The sequence below is a fragment of the Streptomyces sp. NPDC031274 genome (genome assembly GCF_055570235.1).
Genome location: NZ_JBVIHP010000014.1, coordinates 70,130 through 93,850, shown reverse-complemented (window position 1 = coordinate 93,850; position 23,721 = coordinate 70,130). Strand labels below are relative to the sequence as shown.

Annotated in this window: 24 protein-coding genes and 1 riboswitch; of the genes, 17 read left to right on the top strand and 7 right to left on the bottom strand. The window is 69.0% G+C overall.

Translation table 11 applies throughout. The features are described 5' to 3' along the window. Positions 1 to 8 precede the first annotated feature (8 nt). The gene (locus ACZ5CR_RS22845) at positions 9 to 488 is read right to left on the bottom strand and encodes an SsgA family sporulation/cell division regulator (protein WP_468860123.1); all 480 of its coding nucleotides are present in this window, start codon (positions 486 to 488) and stop codon (positions 9 to 11) included. Between the two features lie 221 nt (positions 489 to 709). Here ACZ5CR_RS22845 and ACZ5CR_RS22840 point away from each other — a divergent pair, with 221 nt between their 5' ends. Both ACZ5CR_RS22840 and ACZ5CR_RS22835 read left to right on the top strand, forming a co-directional pair. Continuing rightward, complete coding sequence (locus tag ACZ5CR_RS22840) at positions 710 to 2,239, top strand: RDD family protein (RefSeq protein WP_468860121.1); 1,530 nt, start codon at positions 710 to 712, stop codon at positions 2,237 to 2,239. A gap of 193 nt (positions 2,240 to 2,432) precedes the next feature. Then, complete coding sequence (locus ACZ5CR_RS22835; protein WP_468860119.1) at positions 2,433 to 3,128, top strand: RDD family protein; 696 nt, start codon at positions 2,433 to 2,435, stop codon at positions 3,126 to 3,128. A gap of 92 nt (positions 3,129 to 3,220) precedes the next feature. Here the strand turns inward: ACZ5CR_RS22835 and ACZ5CR_RS22830 are convergent, their stop codons facing one another. Next, positions 3,221 to 3,514: a hypothetical protein gene (locus ACZ5CR_RS22830; RefSeq protein WP_468860329.1), complete on the bottom strand. Its 294-nt coding sequence runs from the start codon at positions 3,512 to 3,514 to the stop codon at positions 3,221 to 3,223. Between the two features lie 476 nt (positions 3,515 to 3,990). Here ACZ5CR_RS22830 and ACZ5CR_RS22825 point away from each other — a divergent pair, with 476 nt between their 5' ends. Next, a complete protein-coding gene (locus ACZ5CR_RS22825) occupies positions 3,991 to 6,405 on the top strand; it encodes an immune inhibitor A domain-containing protein (RefSeq protein WP_468860117.1) in 2,415 nt (804 codons plus the stop codon). A 147-nt stretch (positions 6,406 to 6,552) separates the two neighbouring features. Continuing rightward, positions 6,553 to 6,894 (top strand): hypothetical protein, encoded by a 342-nt coding sequence (locus tag ACZ5CR_RS22820; RefSeq protein ID WP_468860115.1) that lies wholly within the window; start codon positions 6,553 to 6,555, stop codon positions 6,892 to 6,894. 327 nt (positions 6,895 to 7,221) lie between these two features. Here the strand turns inward: ACZ5CR_RS22820 and ACZ5CR_RS22815 are convergent, their stop codons facing one another. Both ACZ5CR_RS22815 and ACZ5CR_RS22810 read right to left on the bottom strand, forming a co-directional pair. Then, positions 7,222 to 7,806, bottom strand: a complete 585-nt coding sequence (locus ACZ5CR_RS22815; protein ID WP_468860113.1) for a nicotinamidase — start codon at positions 7,804 to 7,806, stop codon at positions 7,222 to 7,224. A 241-nt stretch (positions 7,807 to 8,047) separates the two neighbouring features. After that, positions 8,048 to 9,376 carry a nicotinate phosphoribosyltransferase gene (locus tag ACZ5CR_RS22810; RefSeq protein WP_468860111.1) on the bottom strand — a complete coding sequence of 443 codons (1,329 nt, stop codon included), beginning with the start codon at positions 9,374 to 9,376 and terminating at the stop codon, positions 8,048 to 8,050. 131 nt (positions 9,377 to 9,507) lie between these two features. On the opposite strand from ACZ5CR_RS22810, the gene clpS reads away from it, so the two are divergent. The 10 genes from clpS (at position 9,508) to ACZ5CR_RS22760 (ending at position 17,495) form a co-directional block, all read left to right on the top strand. Next, positions 9,508 to 9,825, top strand: a complete 318-nt coding sequence (clpS, locus tag ACZ5CR_RS22805; protein ID WP_468860327.1) for an ATP-dependent Clp protease adapter ClpS — start codon at positions 9,508 to 9,510, stop codon at positions 9,823 to 9,825. A gap of 11 nt (positions 9,826 to 9,836) precedes the next feature. Further along, the gene (locus ACZ5CR_RS22800; RefSeq protein WP_468860109.1) at positions 9,837 to 10,433 is read left to right on the top strand and encodes a DUF2017 domain-containing protein; all 597 of its coding nucleotides are present in this window, start codon (positions 9,837 to 9,839) and stop codon (positions 10,431 to 10,433) included. A gap of 353 nt (positions 10,434 to 10,786) precedes the next feature. Next, positions 10,787 to 12,262, top strand: a complete 1,476-nt coding sequence (locus ACZ5CR_RS22795; RefSeq protein ID WP_468860108.1) for an amino acid permease — start codon at positions 10,787 to 10,789, stop codon at positions 12,260 to 12,262. Positions 12,263 to 12,418: 156 nt separating this feature from the next. Next, positions 12,419 to 12,841 (top strand): M67 family metallopeptidase, encoded by a 423-nt coding sequence (locus tag ACZ5CR_RS22790; RefSeq protein WP_468860106.1) that lies wholly within the window; start codon positions 12,419 to 12,421, stop codon positions 12,839 to 12,841. Further along, positions 12,842 to 12,959: riboswitch (cobalamin riboswitch) on the top strand. Positions 12,960 to 13,002: 43 nt separating this feature from the next. Beyond that, positions 13,003 to 13,965: an ABC transporter substrate-binding protein gene (locus tag ACZ5CR_RS22785; protein WP_468860104.1), complete on the top strand. Its 963-nt coding sequence runs from the start codon at positions 13,003 to 13,005 to the stop codon at positions 13,963 to 13,965. A gap of 110 nt (positions 13,966 to 14,075) precedes the next feature. After that, positions 14,076 to 15,131 (top strand): FecCD family ABC transporter permease, encoded by a 1,056-nt coding sequence (locus ACZ5CR_RS22780; protein ID WP_468860325.1) that lies wholly within the window; start codon positions 14,076 to 14,078, stop codon positions 15,129 to 15,131. Continuing rightward, positions 15,128 to 15,943, top strand: a complete 816-nt coding sequence (locus tag ACZ5CR_RS22775; RefSeq protein WP_468860102.1) for an ABC transporter ATP-binding protein — start codon at positions 15,128 to 15,130, stop codon at positions 15,941 to 15,943. Before ACZ5CR_RS22780 ends, ACZ5CR_RS22775 begins: the two co-directional genes overlap by 4 nt. Positions 15,944 to 16,012: 69 nt before the next feature. Continuing rightward, positions 16,013 to 16,114 (top strand): putative leader peptide, encoded by a 102-nt coding sequence (locus ACZ5CR_RS22770; protein ID WP_336605789.1) that lies wholly within the window; start codon positions 16,013 to 16,015, stop codon positions 16,112 to 16,114. Between the two features lie 133 nt (positions 16,115 to 16,247). Continuing rightward, on the top strand, positions 16,248 to 16,526 hold the full coding sequence (locus ACZ5CR_RS22765; protein WP_468860100.1) for a MoaD/ThiS family protein: 279 nt from the start codon (positions 16,248 to 16,250) through the stop codon (positions 16,524 to 16,526). Between the two features lie 6 nt (positions 16,527 to 16,532). Continuing rightward, positions 16,533 to 17,495 (top strand): PLP-dependent cysteine synthase family protein, encoded by a 963-nt coding sequence (locus tag ACZ5CR_RS22760; RefSeq protein ID WP_468860098.1) that lies wholly within the window; start codon positions 16,533 to 16,535, stop codon positions 17,493 to 17,495. 189 nt (positions 17,496 to 17,684) lie between these two features. Here the strand turns inward: ACZ5CR_RS22760 and ACZ5CR_RS22755 are convergent, their stop codons facing one another. After that, positions 17,685 to 18,146 carry a type II toxin-antitoxin system PemK/MazF family toxin gene (locus ACZ5CR_RS22755; RefSeq protein WP_468860096.1) on the bottom strand — a complete coding sequence of 154 codons (462 nt, stop codon included), beginning with the start codon at positions 18,144 to 18,146 and terminating at the stop codon, positions 17,685 to 17,687. A gap of 224 nt (positions 18,147 to 18,370) precedes the next feature. On the opposite strand from ACZ5CR_RS22755, the gene ACZ5CR_RS22750 reads away from it, so the two are divergent. Continuing rightward, a complete protein-coding gene (locus tag ACZ5CR_RS22750) occupies positions 18,371 to 19,123 on the top strand; it encodes an MBL fold metallo-hydrolase (RefSeq protein ID WP_468860094.1) in 753 nt (250 codons plus the stop codon). Between the two features lie 88 nt (positions 19,124 to 19,211). Here the strand turns inward: ACZ5CR_RS22750 and ACZ5CR_RS22745 are convergent, their stop codons facing one another. Both ACZ5CR_RS22745 and ACZ5CR_RS22740 read right to left on the bottom strand, forming a co-directional pair. Next, complete coding sequence (locus tag ACZ5CR_RS22745; RefSeq protein WP_468860092.1) at positions 19,212 to 20,477, bottom strand: PTS transporter subunit EIIC; 1,266 nt, start codon at positions 20,475 to 20,477, stop codon at positions 19,212 to 19,214. A gap of 266 nt (positions 20,478 to 20,743) precedes the next feature. Then, positions 20,744 to 22,069, bottom strand: coding sequence for a PTS transporter subunit EIIC (locus ACZ5CR_RS22740; protein WP_468860090.1), 1,326 nt, complete (start codon positions 22,067 to 22,069; stop codon positions 20,744 to 20,746). Positions 22,070 to 22,304: 235 nt separating this feature from the next. On the opposite strand from ACZ5CR_RS22740, the gene ACZ5CR_RS22735 reads away from it, so the two are divergent. Both ACZ5CR_RS22735 and rph read left to right on the top strand, forming a co-directional pair. Beyond that, complete coding sequence (locus tag ACZ5CR_RS22735; RefSeq protein ID WP_468860088.1) at positions 22,305 to 22,538, top strand: PTS sugar transporter subunit IIB; 234 nt, start codon at positions 22,305 to 22,307, stop codon at positions 22,536 to 22,538. A 272-nt stretch (positions 22,539 to 22,810) separates the two neighbouring features. Beyond that, positions 22,811 to 23,551 carry a ribonuclease PH gene (rph, locus tag ACZ5CR_RS22730; RefSeq protein ID WP_468860086.1) on the top strand — a complete coding sequence of 247 codons (741 nt, stop codon included), beginning with the start codon at positions 22,811 to 22,813 and terminating at the stop codon, positions 23,549 to 23,551. Positions 23,552 to 23,721 lie beyond the last annotated feature (170 nt).

Genomic DNA, 23,721 nt, shown 5'->3' with positions numbered 1-23,721 from the left:
GCGCCAGCTCACTCACCGTCATTGGACTCGTCCGAGGGCCAGGGGTCGCGCAGCCACAGCTCGTCGACACGGCCCGTGGTCGGTGTGAGCAGCTCGGCGAGGCCGTCGTCGATGCCGAGCCGCTCTGCCTCAGAGCCCGGAGGGACCACCCGCAGCGTGCGCTCGAGCCAGGCGGACACGGCGGGCGCCGGTGCCTCGAGGAGGGCGTCACCGTCGGGTGAACTCAGCGCCATCAGAACGACGCTGCGCCCGTCGACCTTGGTGGGCCAGACCCGGACGTCGCCGTGCCCGCAGGGCCTGAAGACTCCCTCGACCAGGAGTTCGCGGGCGAACGTCCAGTTCACGGGGTGATCGGAGCCGATGTGGAAGGCGATGTGGACGGCGTAGGGATCTTCGGTGCGGTAGGTGAGGCGGGCCGGAACGGGGATGGCGCGTTCCGGCGAGAGGACGAGTTTGAGCTCAAGCTCGCGTTCCACCACGGTGTGCATGTCGGTGCTGTTCCTTCCTTGTTCAGGGCCCTGGAGCGGGTCCGTGCAAGGAGAGAGCGCGGCGGGGGCGGAGCGTTACGCGGGTTTTTGAAACTTTCTCCGTACGAGGCCGAACTGTGCCCGGAAAGTGGTCTGTGGGGCAGGACTCGCACAGGGGGACGCACAGGTCTGATAGATGTGGAGCCTCAAAAAGACCCCCGAGCAGATACGGGACGACGGACATGAGCGCCCCAACTCCGGCCCCAGGCGACGACAGGCCCCGCGAAGGCTACTACCCCGATCCGTCCATTCCCGGATATGTCCGGTACTGGAACGGCGCGGCCTGGGTGCCCGGGACAAGCCGTCCCGCTCCGACGGACGGAGAGTCGCTCCCCGCGCCTCCGGGATCGGCGCCCGCGTCCGCCTCCGCGCCCGCGTCCTTGCCCGCGTCCACGCGCGCGTCCCTGCCCGCGGAGGAGACCGGTCCGCACTTCTTCGACGAAGAGCCCTTGGTGGCGGGCAGCGCCGCTGACGCCGACGCCTCGCAGCACGGTGCCAGGCCCGAACCTGCCTCCGCGTGGCAGGCGGACTCGGCCCGGCAGGCGGGGCTCGGTGGCGAGCAGGAGCAGCGGGTCTCGTGGGGTGGGCCCGAGCAGCCGAGTGCTCCGGGGGCGGGGGAGCCGCGCGATCCGCGCGATCCTCGGGTGCGGGGTGCGTCGACCCCGGCGGACACCCCCTCCGCCAACTCCTCTCCCTCTCCCTCTCCTTCCCCGGAGACGAACGGCCCCGGCACCGTGCAGATCCGCGCGATCAAGCCGGGCGGGTCAGGTACGCCGTCAAGTACGCCGCCCAAGCAGGAGCAGCCGTCGGCGGAGGGCACGGTGACGTTCCGCAGGCCCGCCGGGCCGGTGCGCCCCACCGCGGCCTCGCCCGCCACCGAAGGCACCATGGCGATCCGGGCGCTGCGCCCGAAGTCGTCCGGTACGGCGGAGCGGACTCCGGCGCCGCCGCAGACCTCCGTACCTCCCCAGGCCGCGGCGCCCGCGCCGACGCCCGCACCCGCACCCGCACCCGCACCCGCCCCTGCTCCTGCTCAGCCGTCCGTTCCTCAGCAGGGCGGTGCGCCGGCCGGGTCGGTCTCGCCCATGACCTCGGGGCCCGGCGGCGGCTCGCCCTCGTGGGCGCAGCAGGTGCACCAGCTCGCCGAGGGGGACGGGCAGCAGCAGCCCGTGGTGCCGTGGAAGCCGGTGGCCAACGACCCGTTCCTCGCCATGGCGCAGAACCAGGCGGCGGGGCGGCCCGCGGGGCTCGGCAAGCGGTTCGCCGCGCGGCTCATCGACACGGTCCTCCTCGTGGCCGTGACCGGGGCCGCGGCGCTGCCGCTCGGCACGAAGGCCGCCGATCACGTCGACAGCAAGATCGACGCGGCGAAGATGTCCGGCGAGAAGGTCACCGTATGGCTGCTCGACGGCACCACGGCGGGCTACCTCGGGATGGTCCTGGCCGTGCTGCTCCTCTTCGGCGTCCTCTATGAGGTGCTGCCCACGGCCAAGTGGGGCCGGACGCTGGGGAAGAAGGTCTTCGGCCTCCAGGTGAGGGACATGGAGGAGCACGAGACGCCGACGTTCGGGGCCGCGTTGAAGCGGTGGCTCGTCTATGTGGTGCCGGGGGTCCTGGTCATCGGGATCGTCGGGGTCCTGTGGTGCGTGTTCGACAGGCCGTGGCGGCAGTGCTGGCACGACAAGGCTGCGGGAACGTTTGTGGCGGGGTAGCTGGCCCCTGGGCCTTAGGCACCGCCATCACCGGCTTCGCCGAGTTCGTCCTCGATCGCCGGACGGGCTGGAAATCCAGCCCGTCCGGCGATCGATACAGCCGGGAAGGGGCGGGGCCTGGGAGAGAGTCCCCTTTAACCCGGACAGCCGCTCGCCGGATGCGCCCCCGGCCCACTCGCGGTCGACTCGCACCATGAGTACCGAACCGCCGCAATACCCGCCGCCCCCCGACGACAACGACCCCTTCAGGAAGCAGCCCCCGCAGGACAGCGGCGGCGGCTCTCCTTACGGCACGCCCCCGCAGGGCGGCGGCGGCTCTCCCTACGGCACGCCCCCGCAGGACGGCGGCGGCTCCCCGTACGGCACGCCCCCGCCACCCCCGCCGTACGGCGGAAGCGGAGGCGGGGATCCCTACGGCGGCGCCGGTGACCCCCTCGCCGGTATGCCGCCCCTGGCACCGAGCGGCAAGCGCGTACTCGCCCGCATTCTCGACATGATCATCATCGGCGTGATCGTCTGGCTGCTCTCCTGGGCCTTCGGCACGAGCGAGTTCGACGTCGACCCGGACAAGGTCCAGTACGGGAAGAGCTTCGGGCAGTCGCTGCTCGCCGCCGTGCTCTACATCGCGTACGACACCTTCATGATCTCCAAGACGGGCCAGACCCTGGGCAAGAAGTGGCTGGGGCTGAGGGTCGCGAACCTCAATGACGGGGCGACCCCGACCACGCAGACCGCGCTCGTCCGCGCGGCCGTGCTCTGGCTGCCGTTCGCCTTCTGCTGTGCCTGCATCTGGACAGCGATCTGCGGCGGCTGGAGTTTCTTCGACAAGCCCTACAAGCAGGGCCTGCACGACAAGGCTGCCAAGACGGTGGTGGTCAGCACCGGCTGACGGCAGAGGTTACGGCTACCGCGGCGGCAACAGGTGCGGCGGTAGAAGCGGTAGCAGCGGTAGCAGCGGTGGAATCGGCGGGCTCGTGATCCTCACGGGCCCGTCGGCCCGTGCAGGGGCTCGGCGAGCACGGGAGTGGCGGTCCGCTGGAGAGGAACGCGCCTCTCGGCCGCCGGTGGGACGGGGGCGGCCTCCGCGGCCGGTGAGGCTGCGGGTTTCGGTTGGGGAACCGTCATGGCCACGAGTAATCCGAGGCCGAGCGCGGCGACGGCTATCACCGCGACACCGACGCCCGAACTCGTCTGGGAGAGCAGCAGCATGGCGAGCGTGGAGAAAATGACGGTCAGCGTGCCATAGGTGACCTGAGCAGGGGTGGGGCGAGGCAGCGACATGGGACGAGGCATGGCGTAATCCGTCCTCGGGGAAGCGGATGCGGGGGTGGTCGAGCCCAATATGAAGCTGTAACGCGAATCAAAGGGTGCTCGGCTGCGGCGGCTTGATATGTGCCGCCTCGCACTGTGGCGCACCGACGAATGACTCTAATCCGCTGCATGCCCGACGGGAACGGGCAGTAAGCGTGACCTAACCCACGGTGCGGCAGCACGGGGGGCGCACGGGTTCATGACGTCCACCAAGTGGACGGTGGGGCGCGCCTGTTGACCATGCCGAGCGGTGGGTGCACGCGTTCGGATAGCGGACCTCCAGGCCTGCATAGTGCACTTGGCCTGTTCAAGTCAAGGTCTGTCTTTTCTCCCGTATCTCCGGTCGAATGTCGTCACTTGTGACGCGTATCGCGCGCGGACCTCCTCCGACCGGGGCTCTCGGCCCGCCTTCGCGCGGACGCGGGGGAGGACAGCATCAAGTGACAGTCAGAAGACGGACGTTCAGAGCCACCGCGGCTGCCGTGGCGATGGCCGCGGCAGCCGCCACGTTCTCGGCAGCCACGGCATCCGCCGAGGACGGCGGGGCGACCGGAGCTCCCGCCATCGACCGGCAGGACCCGAGCAGGGCCAAGGCGCAGGTCGACCACGACCTCGACGGGCCCTTCAGCAAGCAGCAGGCGCAGCAGCGCAAGGCGGCGCTTCAGCAGGTCGTCGCGGGTGACGCCAAGGTGCAGAAGCGCGGCGGCTCCCAGGTCGTGAAGCTCGACGACAAGAAGTACGTCGAGCTCGGCCGGGAGAAGACCGACAAGATCTTCACGATCCTGGTGGAGTTCGGGGACAAGGTGGACGACACCACCATGTACGACCCCGACGGGGCGGACGGCCCCGAGCCGCCCGTCAAGAAGTACGGGGGCAAGGCGGGACCGGCGCACAACAAGATAGCCGAGCCGGACCGTGCGAAGGACAACAGCACGGCCTGGCAGAAGGACTACAACCAGAAGCACTTCCAGGACCTGTACTTCGGGAAGGGCAAGGACGCCAAGGGCAAGACCAAGGAGTCCCTGAAGACCTACTACGAGAAGACCTCGTCCGGCCGCTACTCGGTCGACGGCGAGGTCTCCGACTGGGTCAAGGTCGACTACAACGAGGCGCGGTACGGCTCCAACTACTGCGGCGACACCAACTGCCCCAACGTCTGGGACGCGGTCAAGGACGGCGTGACCTCCTGGAGCAAGGACCAGAAGGCACAGGGCCGCACGGACGCCCAGATCAAGGCGGACCTCGCCAAGTACGACCTCTGGGACCGCTACGACTTCGACGGCGACGGCGACTTCAACGAGCCGGACGGCTACATCGACCACTTCCAGATCGTGCACGCGGGCGAGGACGAGTCGGCGGGCGGCGGCGCCGAGGGCACCAACGCCCTCTGGGCGCACCGCTGGTACGCGTACGGCAACGACGCGGGCAACACGGGACCTGCCGACAACAAGGCGGGCGGCACGCAGATCGGCGACTCGGGCATCTGGGTCGGCGACTACACGATGCAGCCGGAGAACGGCGGACTCGGCGTCTTCGCCCACGAGTACGGCCACGACCTGGGCCTGCCCGACCTGTACGACACCTCGGGCAAGGGCGAGAACTCGGTCGGCTTCTGGTCGCTGATGTCGGCGGGATCCTGGCTCGGCACCGGCAAGAACGCCATCGGTGACCTGCCCGGTGACATGACCGCGTGGGACAAGTTCCAGCTGGGCTGGCTCGACTACGCCAAGGCCAAGGCTGCGACGACGTCCGAGCACAAACTCGGCGTCTCGGAGTACAACACGCGCCACCGCCAGGCGCTCGTCGTCGACCTGCCCAAGAAGGCCGTCACCACCACGGTCACCAAGCCCACCGAGGGCTCCAAGCAGTGGTGGAGCGACCAGGGTGACGACCTCAAGAACACCCTGACGCGCTCGGTCGACCTGACCGGCAAGTCCAAGGCCGAGCTCTCGCTGGACGGTTGGTGGGACATCGAGGCCAACTACGACTACCTCTACACCGAGGTCTCGACGGACGGCGGCGCCAACTGGACGCCGGTGGACGGCACCGCGGACGGCAAGCCCATCCCGCGCGACGCCGGTGACAAGCCCGCGTTGACCGGTGTCTCGGGTGCGTACAAGAAGCTCGCGTTCCCGCTCGACGCCTACGCCGGCAAGAAGATCGACGTCCGCTTCCGTTACTCGACGGACGGCGGCGCGGGCGGCAAGGGCTTCACGGCCGACGCGCTCGCGGTCACCGCGGATGGCGCCAAGCTCTTCGAGGACGGCGCCGAGGGCGGCGACAACGGCTGGACGGCGAAGGGCTTTTCGCGCATCGGCGAGTCCTTCACCAAGAAGTACGACCAGTACTACCTCGCCGAGAACCGGCAGTACGTGTCGTACGACAAGACCCTGGAGAACGGCCCGTACAACTTCGGCTTCTCCAAGTCGCGTCCGGACTGGGTGGAGCACTACGCGTACCAGACCGGCCTGATGGTCTGGCAGTGGGACACCTCGCAGAAGGACAACAACACCAGCGCGCACCCCGGCGAGGGTCTGATCCTTCCGGTGGACGCGCACGCCAAGCCGCTCAAGTGGGCGGACGGCACCCTGCTGCGGAACAAGATCCAGCCGTTCGACGCGCCCTTCAGCAAGTACGCGACGGACAAGTTCACGCTCCACAACGCGGACGTCGCGCTGAAGATCAAGTCCCAGAAGGGTGTCCCGGTCTTCGACGATCACAAGGGCACCTACTGGTACAAGGAGAACGGCACGGGAAGTGTCAAGGTCGCTGACACCAACACCCAGATCAAGATCGTCAAGCAGCCGAAGGATGGCTCTTCGATCACGGTCCAGGTGGGCCCCTCCAAGAAGTAATTAGCATTTCCGCAGGTCAAGCCATGATCGGCCGTCGCCCTCTAGCGGGCGGCGGCCGATCGTGTTTAGGTGCGTCCTGTGGATTGCTTATTGACACGGGGTCCGGCCAGGGGCCCCGTGCGACGTCTCACGGGGGTGTGATCAGCCATGTCCGCAGGAGGTTTCAGCAAGCTGCCGAACGGCAGTGTGGTGGTGGCCTTGACCCTGCCGAGCCCGGTCATGGGCGGCGGCGATGTCCGGATGATCGTCCATGCGATGAACCGCGCCAGGGCGCTGACGCGTCTGCGGAATCTGGGCATGCGCGCCGTCTATCTCCGGGGCAACGCCGAGCCGCCGACGCCGGACGAGATCACGGCGGTCCTGCATCACCCGGACGGGCTGATATGGCGTACGGCGCCGGACGGCAGGGACGAGTTGTGGCACCCGATAAGGGCGCTGAAGCGCCAGAGACCCGCCGGCCGGCCGGAGGCCAGCCCTTCGGGCGTGTGAGGGGCGCTCTGCGCCTGCGGCTGTGGCTCTGCGGGCTCTGCGGGCTCTGCGGGCTCTGCGGCTCTGGGTGGGCCCCGTGCGTCGCTGTGATGGACCTGCGGGCCGGTGGGGGCTGGTCGCGCAGTTCCCCGCGCCCCTGACGGGGCCTAGCTCCGAGCCCCCTGACGGGGCAGAGCCCCCGCGCCCCTGACGGGGCCTAGCTCCGAGCCCCTGACAGGGCAAGGCGGCCCCGAGCCCCCACCTGACGGGACATAGCCCCGAGCCCCCCTGACAGGGCATAGCCCCGAGCCCCCCTACGCGGCACAGCCCCGCGCCCCCTACGGGGCTCTAGACCACCGGCTTGCCCGTCAGCTCCACTCCGGCTGCCCGCAGCTCCTCCAGGGTCCGCTCCGTCGTCTCCTTGGAGACGCCGGCGGTCAGGTCGAGCAGGACCGTCGTGCCGAAGCCCTCCCGCGCCGCGTCGAGCGCCGTGGCGCGCACGCAGTGGTCCGTGGCGATCCCCACCACGTCCACCTCGGTGATCTTCCGCTCCCGCAGCCAGTCCGCCAGCGTGACGTCGTTCTCGTCGCTGCCCTCGAACCCGCTGTAGGCGGCCGAGTGGGCCCCCTTGTCGAAGACCGCGTCGATCGCCCCGGACGCGACGACCGGCGCGAAGTTCGGGTGGAACCCGCCCCCCTCCGTGCCCGCCACGCAGTGCGGGGGCCAGGAGTGGACGAAGTCAGGCTGGTCCGAGAAGTGGTCCCCCGGATCGATGTGGTGATCGCGGGTGGCCACCACGTGCCGGTAGCCCGCGGGAGCCTGCCCGATCAGCTCGGTGATCGCGGCGGCCACATCGGCTCCCCCGGAGACCGCGAGGCTGCCGCCCTCGCAGAAGTCGTTCTGCACATCGACGACGATCAGTGCGCGGCGCATCGGGTGTCCTTCGGTTCGGCAAAGACTCGTAGGTGTGGGGGGCTCGGCCGGATGAACCGAGCGTAGAGACTTGGAACGCATTGCGGGAGTAGGCGTTCGAGCGCCCTCCGTCGCGCTCCGGCGCACAATCGGACGTAACCCGGCGGGCAGGCGCGTTCCGCCAGGTCAGACGCATCCTGCCGGGTCAGATGTACTCCGTCGGCTCAGACGCATCCCGCCGGGTCAGACGTACCCCGCCGGGTCAGACGTACTCCGTCGGGATGACCGCCTCGCCCTTGGACAGCTGCGTCGCCGACAGCGGAAGCCGCTCCCGCGCCGCCGCGTGCCGGTCGCGCACGGTGTCGAGCGGCTCGCGCGCCACCACCTCACCGCCCTTGACCAGCTCGACGAGGAGCTGGTGGTCGGCGAGCTCCACCGGCACCGAGCCCGTGCCGATCACCTCGGCCTCGGCGACCCCGTGCTCGTCGGGCCGCCGGGCGGCCCACTTGCGTCCGCCCACGGACGATTTGGCGCCGAGGGACTTCTTGGCCACCGGCTCGAGCGGGGCCTTCGGGTCCGCCGAGTGCGCGCGGGCCACCAGCTTGTAGACCATCGAGCAGGTCGGGTGCCCGGACCCGGTGACGAGCTGCGTGCCCACGCCGTACGCGTCCACGGGCGCCGCGGCGAGCGAGGCGATGGCGTACTCGTCGAGGTCGGAGGTCACGACGATCTTCGTCTTCGTGGCGCCGAGCTCGTCCAGCTGCTGACGCACCCGGTGCGCGACCAGGAGCAGGTCACCGGAGTCGATGCGCACGGCGCCCAGCTCGGGCCCGGCGACCTCGACGGCGGTGCGGACGGCCTGGGTCACGTCGTACGTGTCGACGAGCAGGGTCGTGCCGGGGCCGAGCGAGTCGACCTGGGCCTGGAAGGCGTCGCGTTCGTTGTCGTGCAGGAGGGTGAAGGCGTGGGCCGACGTGCCGACCGTGGGGATGTCGTAGCGGAACCCGGCCGCCAGGTCGGACGTGGTGGTGAAGCCGCCGACGTACGCGGCGCGCGACGCGGCGACGGCGGCCAGCTCGTGCGTACGCCGGGCGCCCATCTCGATCAGCGGGCGCTCCCCGGCGGCCGATGCCATCCGGGAAGCGGCGGCCGCGATCGCCGAGTCGTGGTTGAGGATGGAGAGGATCACCGTCTCCAGGAGCACGCACTCCGCGAAGGAGCCCTCGACGCGCAGGATCGGCGAGCCCGGGAAGTAGACCTCGCCCTCCGGGTAACCCCAGATGTCGCCGCTGAAGCGGTACGCCGCGAGCCACTCCAGAGTCGCCTCGTCCACGACACGGCGCTCGCGCAGGAATCCGATGACGTCGGCGTCGAAGCGGAAGTTCTCGACGGCGTCGAGGACCCGGCCGGTTCCGGCCACCACTCCGTAGCGGCGCCCCTCGGGCAGTCTGCGCGTGAAGGCCTCGAAGACGGAGCGCCGATCGGCGGTGCCGGCCTTCAGGGCGGCCTGCAGCATCGTGAGCTCGTAGTGATCCGTGAAGAGCGCGGTCGACGGAACATCCACCGGCAGCCCAAGGTCCGCTGTGTTCATACGAAGGATGCTACCCCGCATCTCGTCACTCTGACGATTTCCTGAGTCCATTTGTGCGAGCACCCCCTGTGAGTGGCAGCATGGGCCAGGTGAGTACGTCCTGCCCGTCTCCCGCCACCGCCCCTCCAAGGATGGGCTCCGCCCGCTGCACTGTTCCCGCAGAGATCACCCGCCCCGAATCGGCCGAAGAGACCTTCGCCGTACCGGAGCCGGATGTCCCATGGATCACGCTCGTCCACAACGACCCGGTCAACTTGATGAGTTACGTGGCCTACGTGTTCCAGTCCTACTTCGGGTACTCGAAGGAGAAGGCCACGAAGTTGATGATGGACGTGCACCAGAAGGGCCGGGCCGTCGTCTCCACCGGCTCCCGCGAGGAGATGGAGCGCGACGTACAGGCCATGCACGGGTACGGCCTCTGGGCCACCCTCCAGCAGGACCGGAAGTAGCGACGTATCTGATGCCAGGACAATTCGAAGCCATTCCCGGGGGCGGCGCGGCCGTCGCGCTCGACGAGGTCGAGATCTCGATCATCCGGTCCCTCGCCGTGCAGCTCCTGGAGCTGATCGGCCCAGGACCGGCCGAGGACGCCTCCGACGACCCCCTCGCGGAGCTGTTCGCCGAGGGCCCGAGCGAGCCGCCCACCGACCCGGTCCTCCAGCGGCTCCTGCCGGACGCGTACGGCGGCCCCGGCAGCGAGAAGGCCGATGAGGACGAACTGCGCGCGTACTCGTCGGAGTTCAGGCGCTTCACCGAGAACGACCTGCGGGCCAAGAAGCGCGACGACGCCCTGGTGGTGATCCGCTCCCTCGACACCATGACGTCGAAGGGCGAGGGCGGCGCCGTCCTGAAGCTGTCCACCGACGAGTCGCAGCACTGGCTCGGCGCGCTCAACGACCTGCGCCTCGCGATCGGCGCCCGCCTCGAAGTGACCGACGAGGACGACACGGACCTGCTCTTCCAGCTGCCGGACTCCGACCCGCGCAAGCCGATGGTGATGGCCTACCTCTGGCTCGGCGGCCTGCAGGAGACGCTGGTGGGCACGCTCATCGGTTAGAAGTCACACCGTGACTTCCGCAAAGTCGGTGTATGGGGCAGCGGTTACCCCACGTTCGCTCATCGGACGCTCAAATCCGGATAACGATCGCGTCACTCCGCTGGCCACCTTTGGCGCAGCGGGGGAATTTTGTCCGCTTCTTCTCGTGACGTGAGCCACACACGGCCCCGCCGATCACTGTTGCGACCGTGATAAATCTTCACGACCACTCGGTGACGCCACCCATGTCACGGGGTGGCGCTCGGGCCGGCAGACCGCCGGTAGCACTCCATCCATATCCGGGGGGATCAGGACCTGACCCGTGGCCATACGCAGTCTGCGGGGCACGGATCAGCGTGGAGAAAGGCGTCACCATGACCTCAGCGCAGGTCGAAGAGCATCACGACGGCAATGAGGCCGACGGCACGGGCGGTGCGCCCGGCTCGTCAGGCGAGGGTTATCAGCGCGGGCTAGGCGCCCGGCAGATCCAGATGATCGCGATCGGCGGTGCCATCGGCACCGGCCTGTTCCTCGGCGCGGGCAAGGCCATTCACAAGGCCGGACCGAGCCTCATCCTGGCGTACGCCATCGCGGGCCTCGTCATCTTCTTCATCATGCGGGCCCTGGGCGAGCTGCTCATGTACCGCGCCGTGTCGGGCTCCTTCTCGGAGTACGCGCGTGAATTCATCGGCCCGTTCTTCGGGTACGTGACCGGCTGGACGTACTGGCTCTTCTGGGTCGTCACCGGCATCACGGAAGTCACGGCGGCCGCCCAGTACATGCAGTACTGGACACACGACACCATCCCTCAATGGGGATACGCGCTGATCTTCACGGTCATCCTCTACGGCGCCAACCTGATCTCCGTGAAGCTCTTCGGTGAGCTCGAGTTCTGGTTCTCGATGGTGAAGGTCACCGCGATCATCGGCATGATCCTGATCTGCGTCGGCATCCTCACCATCGGCTTCTCCGACGCCGGTGACACCGCCTCCGTGTCCCACCTGTGGGACCAGGGCGGCTTCTTCCCCAACGGCATCGGCTCCACGCTGATGACGCTGCAGATCGTGATGTTCGCCTTCCTCGCCGTCGAGCTCGTCGGCGTCACCGCGGGCGAGTCCAAGGACCCGAAGACCGTCCTGCCCAAGGCCATCAACACCGTGCCGTGGCGCATCGCCGTCTTCTACGTCGGCGCGCTCATCATGATCCTCTCGGTCGTGCCGTGGACGGAGTTCGTGCCGGGCGTCTCGCCGTTCGTCGCCGCCTTCGACAAGATGGGCCTCGGCGTCGGCGCCGCGATCGTCAACTTCGTCGTCCTGACGGCCGCGCTGTCCTCCTGCAACTCCGGCATGTACTCCACCGGCCGCATGCTGCGCGACCTGGCGATGAACGGCCAGGGCCCGAAGTTCTTCACCAAGCTCACGAAGAACGGCCTGCCCCTTGTCGGCACCACCTTCTCCGCCGCGCTGATGCTGGTCGGCGTCTGGATCAACTACCAGTGGCCGGGCGAGGCGTTCAACTACGTCGTCTCCTTCGCGACCATCTCCGGCATGTGGGCCTGGATCATGATCCTGGTCTGCCAGATCAAGTACCGCCGCAAGGCCGACCGCGGCGAGCTGCCGCAGTCCACCTTCCGGGCGCCCGGCGCCCCGTACACGAGCTGGTTCGCCCTCGCCTTCATCGGCATGGTCATCGTGATGATGGGCATCGACAAGGACGCGCGGATCTCGCTCTACGCGGCTCCGGTGTGGGCGCTCATCCTGGGCGTCGGCTACCTGGTCATGCAGAAGCGCAACGACACGCGGCCGACGGGTGGCGGCGAGGCGGGACAGAAGGACGCGGTCAAGTCCTGATCGCCGTCTGAGCGGTGCCTGAGCACCGCCCGAGCAGTATCTGAGCAGCACCTGAGCAGCACCTGATCACCGCCTGATCGGCACCTGATCCCAGTATGTGGACCGGTCCGTACCACTCTTCGGTACGGACCGGCCCTTCTGCTTATCCTGGCTGCCATGCTGACCCTGACCCAGGCCCTCCACGACCAGATCGTCGCGCACGCGCGCCAGGACCACCCCGACGAGGCCTGCGGTGTGGTCGCGGGCCCGGAGGGCACCGGCCGCCCGGAACGCTTCATCCCGATGCTGAACGCGGCCCGCTCGCCCACGTTCTACGAGTTCGACTCGACCGACCTCCTCAAGCTCTACCGCGAGATGGACGACCGCGACGAGGAGCCGGTGATCGTCTACCACTCGCACACGGCCACCGAGGCGTACCCCTCGCGCACGGACATCAGTTACGCGAACGAGCCGGGCGCCCACTACGTCCTGGTCTCCACGGCCGACGCCGACGACGCGGGCGACTTCCAGTTCCGCTCCTTCCGGATCGTGGAGGGCGAGGTCACCGAAGAAGAGGTGAAGGTCGTCCAGGCATACTGAGCTCACCTTGAGGCGGCAGGACCCAGGAAGCCGGTGCGAATCCGGCACGGTCCCGCCACTGTGACCCCACCCTCCGCGGGCGGGGCAGTCAGGAACTGACCTGCCGCCTTCTTCTCCCACGACGCAGGGGACGCGGAATCCCCTGGAGGAGGCGCTCAGCCATGCCCCGCCCCATACGCGTGCTCGTAGCCGCGGCCCTGCTCGTCCCGCTCGCCGCCTGCTCGTCCGCCGCGGACCCCGCTGCGGACAAGCCCGCCGCGAAGACCGCCGGTTTCCCGTACACGGTCACGAACTGCGGTGTGAGGACGACGTACGAAGCACCCCCGAAGCGCGCCGTGACGATGAACCAGCACGCGACGGAGGTGATGCTGGAACTGGGCCTGAAGGACCGCCTGGCCGGGACGGCGTACCTCGACGACAAGGTCCTGCCGAAGTACGCGAAGGCCTACGCGGACACTCCGGTCCTCGCCAAGGAGTACCCCTCGTACGAGAAGCTCCTGGCGGCGAACCCTGACTTCGTCTACGGCGGCTACGCGAGCGCCTTCCTGGCGGGCGAGGGCCGCAGCCGCGAGGCCCTGGCGAAGTCCGGCACCGAGAGCCGCCTGAACGTCGAGGGCTGCGCGAAGAAGGCCGTGACCATGGGCGACGTCTACCGCGAGGTGCGGGAGGTCGGCTCCACCTTCGGGGTACGGGCGCGCGCCGACCGGTGGGTGAGCGGCGCCGAGCGCGAACTGGCGGACGCGGCGAAGAAGTCGAAGGACCGCGAGCCCGTCCCGGTCTTCGTCTACGACAGCGGCGACAAGACCGCGTTCACGGCGGGCGGCCGGGGCATCGGCAACGACATCATCGAGCGGGCGGGCGGCCGCAACGTCTTCGCCGACCTGGACAAGTCCTTCGGTGACGCGTCCTGGGAGTCGGTGGTCGACCGCAAGCCCGAGACGATCGTGATCCTCGACTACGGCGGCACGACCGTCGCCCAGAAGAAGAAGCGCCTCCTGGACGACCCGGTCCTCTCCGATGTCCCCGCCGTCAAGAACAAGAGCTTCGCGGTCCTGCCGCTCTCGGACGCGGTGGTGGGGGTGCGGGCCCCGGGAGCGGTGAGCAAGCTGGCGGACCAGCTGTGAAGGGGCTTTCCGTCCTTCAGCCCGTCCGGCGTTCGAGGGCGGACTCGGCGAATTCGACGGATTCAGCGGACTCGGAGAACTCGACGGACTCGGCGGACTCGGCGAAGCCGGTGAGGGACGGCGACCAGCCCGGGGCGGGGAAGAGACTCCGCTACGGCACGGTCGTCGCAGCGCTGCTGGTGGCCCTCGCGGCGGCGGTCGTGGCGGGCCTCGCCCTGGGCTCCGTCCGTATCCCCGCCTCAGAGGTCCTGACGATCCTCACCGGAGGCGCAGAACCCTCCCCCTTCCGCACGATCGTCCTGGACGTACGACTCCCCAGGGTCCTGCTCGGCGCAGCCGTGGGCGCGGGTCTGGCGGTCATCGGCACAGTCCTCCAGGCCCTGGTGAGAAACCCCCTGGCCGACCCCTTCCTCCTCGGGGTCTCCTCCGGCGCCTCCGCCGGAGCCGTCGCCGTCATCGTCCTGGGCAGCGCCTTCGGCATGGGCGCGGGCCTGGCCACCACGGTCACCATCCCGGCCGCGGCCTTCGCGGGCGCCCTGCTCTCCCTGCTGGTCGTCTACACCCTGGCAAGGTCCGGCGGCGGCTTCGCCACAGGCCGCCTGATCCTGGCGGGCGTGGCCGTCTCGTACGTCCTCTCCGCCCTGACCAGCCTGATCCTGATCATGGCCGACAGCGCGGACCACCTGAAGGAAGTCCTGTACTGGACGCTCGGCGGCCTCGGCAGCGCCCGCTGGGACATGCTCGCCCTGCCCGGCGCCGCCCTGATCGCGGGCACGGCGCTGCTCGTGGCCCTGGCCCGCCCCCTGGACCTGCTCCTGGTCGGCGAGGAGGGCGCCACCGTCCTGGGCCTGGACACGGCCCGCTTCCGCGCCGGGGTCTTCGTCCTCGCCTCGCTCCTGACCGGCGTGCTCGTCGCCTACAGCGGGGCCATCGGTTTCGTCGGCCTGATGGTGCCGCACGCGGCCCGGATGCTGGTCGGCGCCGCGCACCGGGCGCTCCTGCCGGTGGTGGCCCTGATGGGCGCGGTGTTCCTGGTGACCGCCGACCTCGCCGCGCGCACGGTCGCGGCGCCGCAGGACATCCCGGTGGGCGTCCTGACGGCGCTGACGGGCGGCCCGTTCTTCCTGTGGATGCTGCGCAGAAACCGTACGGAGGCAACCGCATGAGCCACTCGACCCACCCCGCGGCGACCCTCAGCACCGAGTCCCTCACCTACCGCACAGGTGACAAGACCCTCGTGAACGACGTCACCCTCCACGCCCCCCAAGGCGAGACCGTCGGTCTCGTGGGCCCCAACGGCAGCGGCAAGACCACCCTCCTGCGCTGCGTCTACGGCACCCTCGCCCCCACCACAGGCCGCGTACTCCTGGACGGCGACGACCTCGCGGCCCGCTCGGCCAAGGACCGCGCCCGCCGTATCGCCACCGTCCCGCAGGACGGCCACACCGGCTTCGAGCTCACCGTCCGGCAGATCGTCGCCATGGGCCGCTCCCCGCACAAGCGCTTCTGGGAGGCGGACACCGCGCGGGACGCCGTCCTGGTCGGCGACGCCCTGGAACGGGTCGGCGCGGCCGACCTCGCGCACCGCGCCTTCGCCGGACTCTCCGGCGGCGAGCGCCAGCGCGCCCTCGTGGCGAGGGCCCTGGTGCAGGAGCCCGCGGTCCTCGTGCTCGACGAGCCCACCAACCACCTGGACATCCGCTACCAACTGGAGATCCTCTCCCTGGTCCGCGATCTCGGCACGACGAATCTCCTGGCCTTGCACGACCTCAATCTGGCGGCGTACTACTGCGATCGTCTGTACGTTCTCGACGCCGGCCGTCTTGTCGCGTCAGGGCCGCCGAAAGAGGTCCTGACCAGCGAACTCCTCGCCGACGTGTACGGAGTGACGGCGGAGGTGGCGGTGCACCCGGCCACGGGCGCACCGACGGTCACCTACCTGCCCTCAGCCGCCCCGAAGCTCCCCTCATCCAGGTGATGGACGCAATCCGTCCACCATTCGAGATCACATTCCAGAACCCGGACCGGGAATCGATACGATGACCGCATGGTTCCCCACGACGTGAGCGACAAGATGCCGGGCATGCTGCTCGTTGCGCGTCTGCACGTCGATTTGTGCAGGCTTTCCAGTGCGATCTGTTCGCGCTGACAGCCGCCGCCGTACGGCCGTGAGCCGCGGCGCCACCCCCGCGTAACGCCTTACGCACCCGCACTTACGCACTCGCAAGACCGGGCCGCCGCGCGCCCACCCACGTGACTTCTTCCGACAGGAGCCCCCAGCCATGGCCATCGAGGTCCGCATCCCGACCATCCTCCGCACCTACACCGACGGCGCCAAGGCCGTCGAGGGCAGCGGGGACACCCTCGCCGAGCTCTTCACCGACCTCGACTCGCGGCACGCGGGCATCGCCGAGCGCATCGTGGACGACGGCAAGCTGCGCCGCTTCGTGAACGTGTACCTGAACGACGAGGACGTCCGCTTCCTGGACGGCATCACCACCAAGCTCACGGACGGCGACAACGTCACGATCCTCCCGGCCGTGGCCGGCGGCATGGTCTGATCGCGGATGCCTCGCTACGACTCCCCGCTGGCGGCCGTGGGCAACACGCCCCTCGTCCGCCTGCCGCGCCTGGCCGAGCTCTATCTGTCCGACGACGTCCGCATCTGGGCGAAGCTGGAGGACCGGAACCCGACCGGTTCCATCAAGGACCGCCCGGCACTGCACATGGTCGAACAGGCGGAGAAGGACGGCCGGTTGACGCCCGGCTGCACGATCCTGGAGCCGACGTCCGGCAACACGGGCATCTCCCTGGCGATGGCGGCCAAGCTCAAGGGCTACCGCATCGTCTGCGTCATGCCGGAGAACACCTCGCAGGAGCGGCGTGAGCTCCTCGCCATGTGGGGCGCGGAGATCATCCCGTCCCCGGCGGCGGGCGGCTCCAACACGGCGGTACGCGTCGCCAAGGAGCTGGCGGCCGAGCACCCGGACTGGGTGATGCTCTACCAGTACGGGAACCCGGACAACGCGGGCGCGCACTACGCGACGACCGGCCCGGAGATCCTCACGGACCTCCCCTCCGTCACCCACTTCGTAGCGGGCCTCGGCACGACGGGCACGCTGATGGGCGTGGGCCGCTTCCTGCGCGAGCAGAAGCCGGACATCAAGATCGTCGCGGCGGAACCCCGCTACGACGACCTCGTGTACGGCCTGCGGAACCTGGACGAGGGCTTCGTCCCGGAGCTGTACGACGCGTCGGTCCTGACGACCCGCTTCTCGGTCGGCTCGGCGGACGCGGTGACGCGGACCCGTGAGCTCCTCCAGCAGGAGGGGATCTTCGCCGGGGTCTCCACCGGCGCCGCGCTGCACGCGGCGATCGGCGTGGGCAAGAAGGCGGTGGCTGCGGGGGAGTCCGCCGACATCGTCTTCGTGGTCGCCGACGGCGGCTGGAAGTACCTGTCGACCGGCGTCTACACGGCGGAGACGACGGAAGCGGCGATCGAGACGCTGCAGGGCCAGCTGTGGGCTTAGGCGCCGGGCAGTACCGGACGATCACGATCACCGGCTCCGCCGAGTTCGTCCGCAAACGCCGGACGGGCTGAAAACATTGAACGCCGGACGCGCTGAGATCACTGAACGCCGGACGGGCTGAAACACTGAACGCCGGACGGGCTGAGTGATCACTCAGCCCGTCCGGCGTTCTGACGTACAGCCGCTCGCTCACCGCGCCAAGTGCCGTACTTGATCCCACAACGCCGGATCCACGATCCCCGCCCGCCTGCGGAACTCCCGCACCGGAACGTCCCGCAGCTCGCCGGTCTCCAGAAAGCTGGGCCGCCCCCGCGCGTCCCCCACCGACCCGGGCGGCAGCGGAATCACCCCGGGACGCTCGTCGTGGTACTTGCTGGTGATCTTCGCGACGGCCGCGGTCTCTCCCCGCACGGACAGGACGAGACAGGGCCGGTCCTTGTCACCCGGACCGTCCTCGTACGGCACCCGCGCCCACCAGATCTCCGCGGGCTTCGGCGCGGGCGACCGCCGTCGCGGGCCGCGCGGCCGACCCGGCGGCCGGGTGGTCCGCCCCCGCGGTCCGCGGCTGCCGCGGCCCCAGCCGTCGACCACCGAGGCGACCACAGCGAGCACCACCACAGCGGCCAGCGCGAGCCACCATGACGTATCCATACCGCAGACCGTACCGGCGCGCTCCCCGCCCCGCGCGCCCCCCGAACCGGTGACAGAGCAGGTGAGTTCTCCCACAACGGCCCACGGTGGAGGAGCTACCGGCACTTTTGCGCCTTACGCTCGACGGACCGCAGAACTCCTCGAAGAGCCGCTCGCAGGCCCTTTCGAGAGCCCCCGCAAGGCCCCCGCACAACCCCCGTTTCGCCCCCGGAGGTTTCCGCTCCATGAAGCTCACCGTCGTCGGCTGCTCGGGGTCGTTTCCGTCCGCGGACTCGGCCTGTTCGAGCTACCTCGTCGAGGCCGACGGCTTCCGGCTGCTTCTCGACATGGGCAATGGTGCCCTGGGCGAGTTGCAGCGCCATATCGGTCTGTACGACCTGGACGCGATTTTCCTCAGTCATCTGCACGCCGACCACTGCATCGACATGTGCGCCTATTTCGTGGCGCGCTACTACCGGCACGAAGGCGGTCGCTGCGCCCCCATCCCGGTCTACGGACCCGAGGGCACGGAACAGCGCCTGACCACCGCGTACGCCGACACCCCCTCGGCCTCCTCGATGAGCGAGGTCTTCGACTTCCACACCGTCAAGCCGGCCTCGTTCGACATCGGCCCCTTCTCGGTCCGTACGGAGAAGGTGTGCCACCCCGTCGAGGCGTACGGCATCCGTATCGAGCACGGGGGCAAGTCCCTCACGTACTCGGGAGACACGGGTGTGTGCGGCGCGCTCGACGAACTGGCCGCCGACACCGACCTGTTCCTCTGCGAGGCGGCCTTCACGCACGGCAAGGAGGACATCCCCGACCTGCACCTCAACGGCCGTGAGGCGGGCGAGTCGGCCCAGCGCGCGAGGGCCGCACGCCTCCTCCTGACCCACATCCCGCCGTGGACGGACCCCGAGGTGAACCTGGCGGACGCACGGACGGCGTACGACGGCCCGGCCGAACTGGCGACGTCAGGCCGGTCCTACGAGATCTAACGCCTGGTGACACGAGAGAGCCCCGCACCGTTGATCGCATCGGTGCGGGGCTCTGTTCGGTACGCGCGTGAGGCTGAGACCTACAGACCTACTTCGACTCGGCCTTCAGGAGCTCGGCGAGCTCCTCGTCGGACTCGCGGCCCGGCGTCGGGAGGTTCCACTTGGTGATGGCGAAGCGGAAGACCACGTAGTAGAGCACCGCGAAGCAGAGGCCGACCAAGGCCAGGCCCAGCGGGTTCTTCGCGATGCCGAAGTTGATGGCGTAGTCGACGAATCCCGCGGAGAAGCCGAAGCCGTCCTTCATGCCGAGCGCCCAGGTCAGCGCCATGGAGACACCGGTGAGCACCGCGTGGATCGCGTACAGGACCGGGGCGATGAACATGAACGTGAACTCGATCGGCTCGGTCACGCCGGTGACGAACGCGGTGGCAGCAAGGGAGAACATCATGCCGCCGACGACCTTGCGGCGCTCGGGGCGGGCGCAGTGGACGATCGCGAGGCAGGCCGCGGGAAGAGCGAACATCATGATCGGGAAGAAGCCGGTCATGAACTGGCCCGCAGTCGGGTCGCCCTCGAGGAAGCGGGCGATGTCGCCGTGCTTGCCCTCGTAGTCACCGGCCTGGAACCAGGGGAAGGAGTTCAGGAGGTGGTGCATGCCGACCGGGATCAGCGCACGGTTGACGACGCCGAAGATGCCCGCGCCCACGGCGCCCGAACCGACCAGCCACTCACCGAAGTTGTGCAGACCCGTGCCGAGGACCGGCCAGATGTAGCCGAAGATGATGCCTATGAACAGGCCCGCGAAGGCGGACAGGATCGGGACCAGGCGGCGGCCGCCGAAGAAGCCGGCCCAGTCGGGCAGCTTCGTACGGTAGAAGCGCTGGTAGATCAGGGCGACGACGATACCCATCACGACACCGCCGAGTACGCCGGCGTCGACCGCCTTCTCGGCCATCACGATCTTGCCGTCGACGGCCGTCTCTTCCTTCGGCAGGCTGCCGTCGGTGAAGGTCGCGAGGACGTTCTTGAAGACCAGGTAGCCGGTGACGGCGGCCAGGGCCGTGGAACCGTCAGACTTCTTGGCGAAGCCGATGGCGATGCCCACTGCGAACAGCAGCGCCATGTTGTCCATGATCGCGCCGCCACCGGCGGCCATGAAGCTGGCGATCTTGTTGATGAAATCGGGCATGGACGGCTTGCCGAGCATGTCGTCGTGGCCCAGACGGACCAAGAGTGCTCCGGCGGGCAGCACGGCGACCGGCAGCATCAGGCTGCGGCCGATGCGCTGCATGACAGCCATCACGCCGGCGCCCTTTTTCTTGTCGGCCGCGGGGGCGGCACTGGCCGTGGACACAACTTCCTCCAGTGGGGCAAGGCGCCGCCTGGGGACATGGAAGTGGGTGACGGCGGCGTCTCCGGGGGCCGCGGCGGACGGCCGCGTGGTCTACACCAATAAGTGGTGTAGACCTGTTGTAGCACGGTGAAGGTGACGTAAGGAACCCACGAGTTTTGTGGGGTCCGCCATAACGCGAAATTTACGCGGAAAGACCCCCGGACCTTTCGTCCGAGGGTCTTCCGGTTAGCTGCGGGCCGGTCGGTGGCGGCGATCCCTGACGGCGGCTAAGCCTTCGTCTGCTCCGCGTCCTGGGCTTCCGTTTCCTCCTCGGGTTCTCGCCCGGGGGTATGCAGGTCGAACTTGCGGATCACGAAGCTGAACAGCACGTAGTACACGACGGCGAAGGCAAGCCCGATCGGGATGATCAGCCAGGGTTTGGTCGCCAGACTCCAGTTGATGACGTAGTCGATCAGACCCGCCGAGAAGCTGAATCCGTCCTTGACCCCCAGCGCCCACGTCACCGCCATGGAGACACCGGTGAGGACCGCGTGGATCCCGTACAGCAGTGGCGCGATGAAGAGGAACGAGTACTCGATCGGTTCGGTGATGCCGGTGACGAACGACGTCAGACCGACCGAGAGCATCATGCCGCCGACCACCTTGCGGCGCTCCGGGCGGGCCGCGTGGGTGATCGCGAGGGCCGCCGCGGGGAGCGCGAACATCATGATCGGGAAGAAGCCCGACGTGAACTGACCGGCCGTCGGATCGCCCGCGAGGAAGCGGTTGATGTCACCGTGGACCACCGTGCCGTCCGGCTTGGTGAAGTCGCCGAACTGGAACCAGACGAACGTGTTCAGGAACTGGTGCAGGCCGATCGTGAGCAGCGCGCGGTTGGCCACACCGAAGATCCCGGAGCCCAGCCACCCCAGGTCCACGAGCCACTTGGAGAAGCTGGTCAGCGCGTCACCGATGGGCGGCCAGATCCACACGCACAGACCGGCGAAGACCAGGCCGACGAAGGCCATGATGATCGGCACCAGACGGCGGCCGTTGAAGAAGCCGAGCCAGTCGACCAGCTTCACGCGGTGGTAGCGCTGCCAGAACCACGCGGCGAGCAGGCCCATCACGATGCCGCCGAAGACTCCTGGGTTCTGGTACGCCGCCTGCGCGACCGTTCCGTCCTTCGCCACGCAGACGCCGCTCCACATTCCCGCGCCACCGAATGTGGTGTCGGCGGGGCAGTCGTCGGGGAAGGCGCGCAGTACGGCGTAGTAGACGAGGAAGCCCGCGACCGCCGCGAGAGCCGTGGAGCCGTCCGACTTCTTGGCCATGCCGATCGCGACACCGATGCAGAACAGCAGGGGCAGGCCGAGAGTGGAGTCCAGGAGCGAACCGCCCGCCGCGGCGAAGACCTTGGCCACGTTGTCCCAGCCGAGACCGTCGGTGCCGAAGACGTCCGGCTGGCCGAGGCGGTTGAGGATGCCCGCGGCAGGCAGGACGGCGATGGGGAGCTGGAGGCTGCGGCCCATCTTCTGGAGACCCTGGAAGAGGCCGCTCCACCACTTCTTCTGCGGCTTCCTCTGCGGCACCGCTGCTGCGTCGGTACTCATCGGCGTCCCCTCCGGAACAAGCCAGGTTTGGCGGTCGTTGAAAACTGGTGTAGACCAGTTGCGGAACGAGTACGGTGCCGTCCCGGCAGGAATGGCATGAGGGATCGCACCTTGATCGCCATCATTGGGTACGAGTGCCGTAACCGCCCGCGAAGATGGTCCAACCGTGCGTTACCGTGACAAAGCGGGCCTACGGTGTGGTGAGGCCGCGTCCTTTAAGAACAGGGAGAACACCATGGCCACCAAGGCTGAGAAGATCGTCGCCGGGCTCGGCGGCATCGAGAACATCGAAGAGGTCGAGGGCTGCATCACCCGCCTCCGCACCGAGGTTCGCGACCCGGAGCTCGTCGACGACGCCGCGCTGAAGGCCGCGGGCGCGCACGGCGTCGTCAGGATGGGCACCGCGATCCAGGTCGTCATCGGCACCGACGCGGACCCCATCGCCGCCGACATCGAAGACCTGATGTGAGCAGCTGACCCAGCTGAACGCAGACGCTGAGGGGCCCTTCCCGAGGAACGGGAAGGGCCCCTCAGCCATCTGACATCCATGCGCCGACCGCGGGAGCCGCATGGCAGCCGCGCGCAGGCACATGGCAACCGCGTGGCACCCGCGGGCAGCCGCATGGCACCCGCGGGCAGCCGCATGGCACCCGCATGGCAGCCGCACAGCACCCGCGCGCAGCCACATGGCAACCGTGTGCGAATAAGGCCCCTCAGCCATCTGCCGATAGGGTCAGCCGCATGTCCTCCACCCCCCGCATCGACGGCCGCACCCCCGAACAGCTCCGCCCGATCACCATCGAGCGCGGCTGGAGCAAGCACGCCGAGGGATCCGTCCTCATCTCCTTCGGAGACACCAAAGTCTTCTGCACCGCCTCCGTCACCGAAGGCGTCCCGCGCTGGCGCAAGGGCAGCGGCGAAGGCTGGGTCACCGCCGAGTACTCGATGCTGCCGCGCTCCACCAACACCCGCGGCGACCGCGAATCCGTACGCGGCAAGATCGGTGGCCGCACCCACGAGATCTCCCGCCTCATCGGCCGCTCCCTGCGCGCCGTCATCGACTACAAGGCGCTCGGCGAGAACACCATCGTCCTGGACTGCGACGTCCTCCAGGCCGACGGCGGCACCCGCACCGCCGCGATCACCGGCGCCTACGTGGCGCTCGCCGACGCCGTCGCCTGGGCCCAGGGCAAGAAGATCATCAAGGCCGGACGCAAGCCCCTCACCGACACCGTCTCCGCCGTCTCCGTCGGCATCGTCGGCGGCGTACCGCTCCTCGACCTGCGCTACGAGGAGGACGTGAAGGCCGACACCGACATGAACGTCGTCTGCACCGGCGACGGCCGCTTCGTCGAGGTCCAGGGCACCGCCGAGGCCGAGCCGTTCGACCGCAAGGAACTGAACGCGCTGCTCGACCTCGCGGTCGGCGGCTGCGAGGACCTGGCCGCGTTCCAGCGCGAGGCGCTCGAAGCGACCAAGTAAGCGGCGCGGGCGGCCAACTGGAAGGCCGGGCAGGCAACCATCGACCCTCCACGAGCGTTCTAAGGAGTGGGGGGGGGGGAGGGGGACCACGGCCCCAACCACTAGACCCCGGAGGGCGACCCACCCAGCTCCGCCCCCTCCCCCTCCCTCCCCCCCCCCCGCCCCCATCT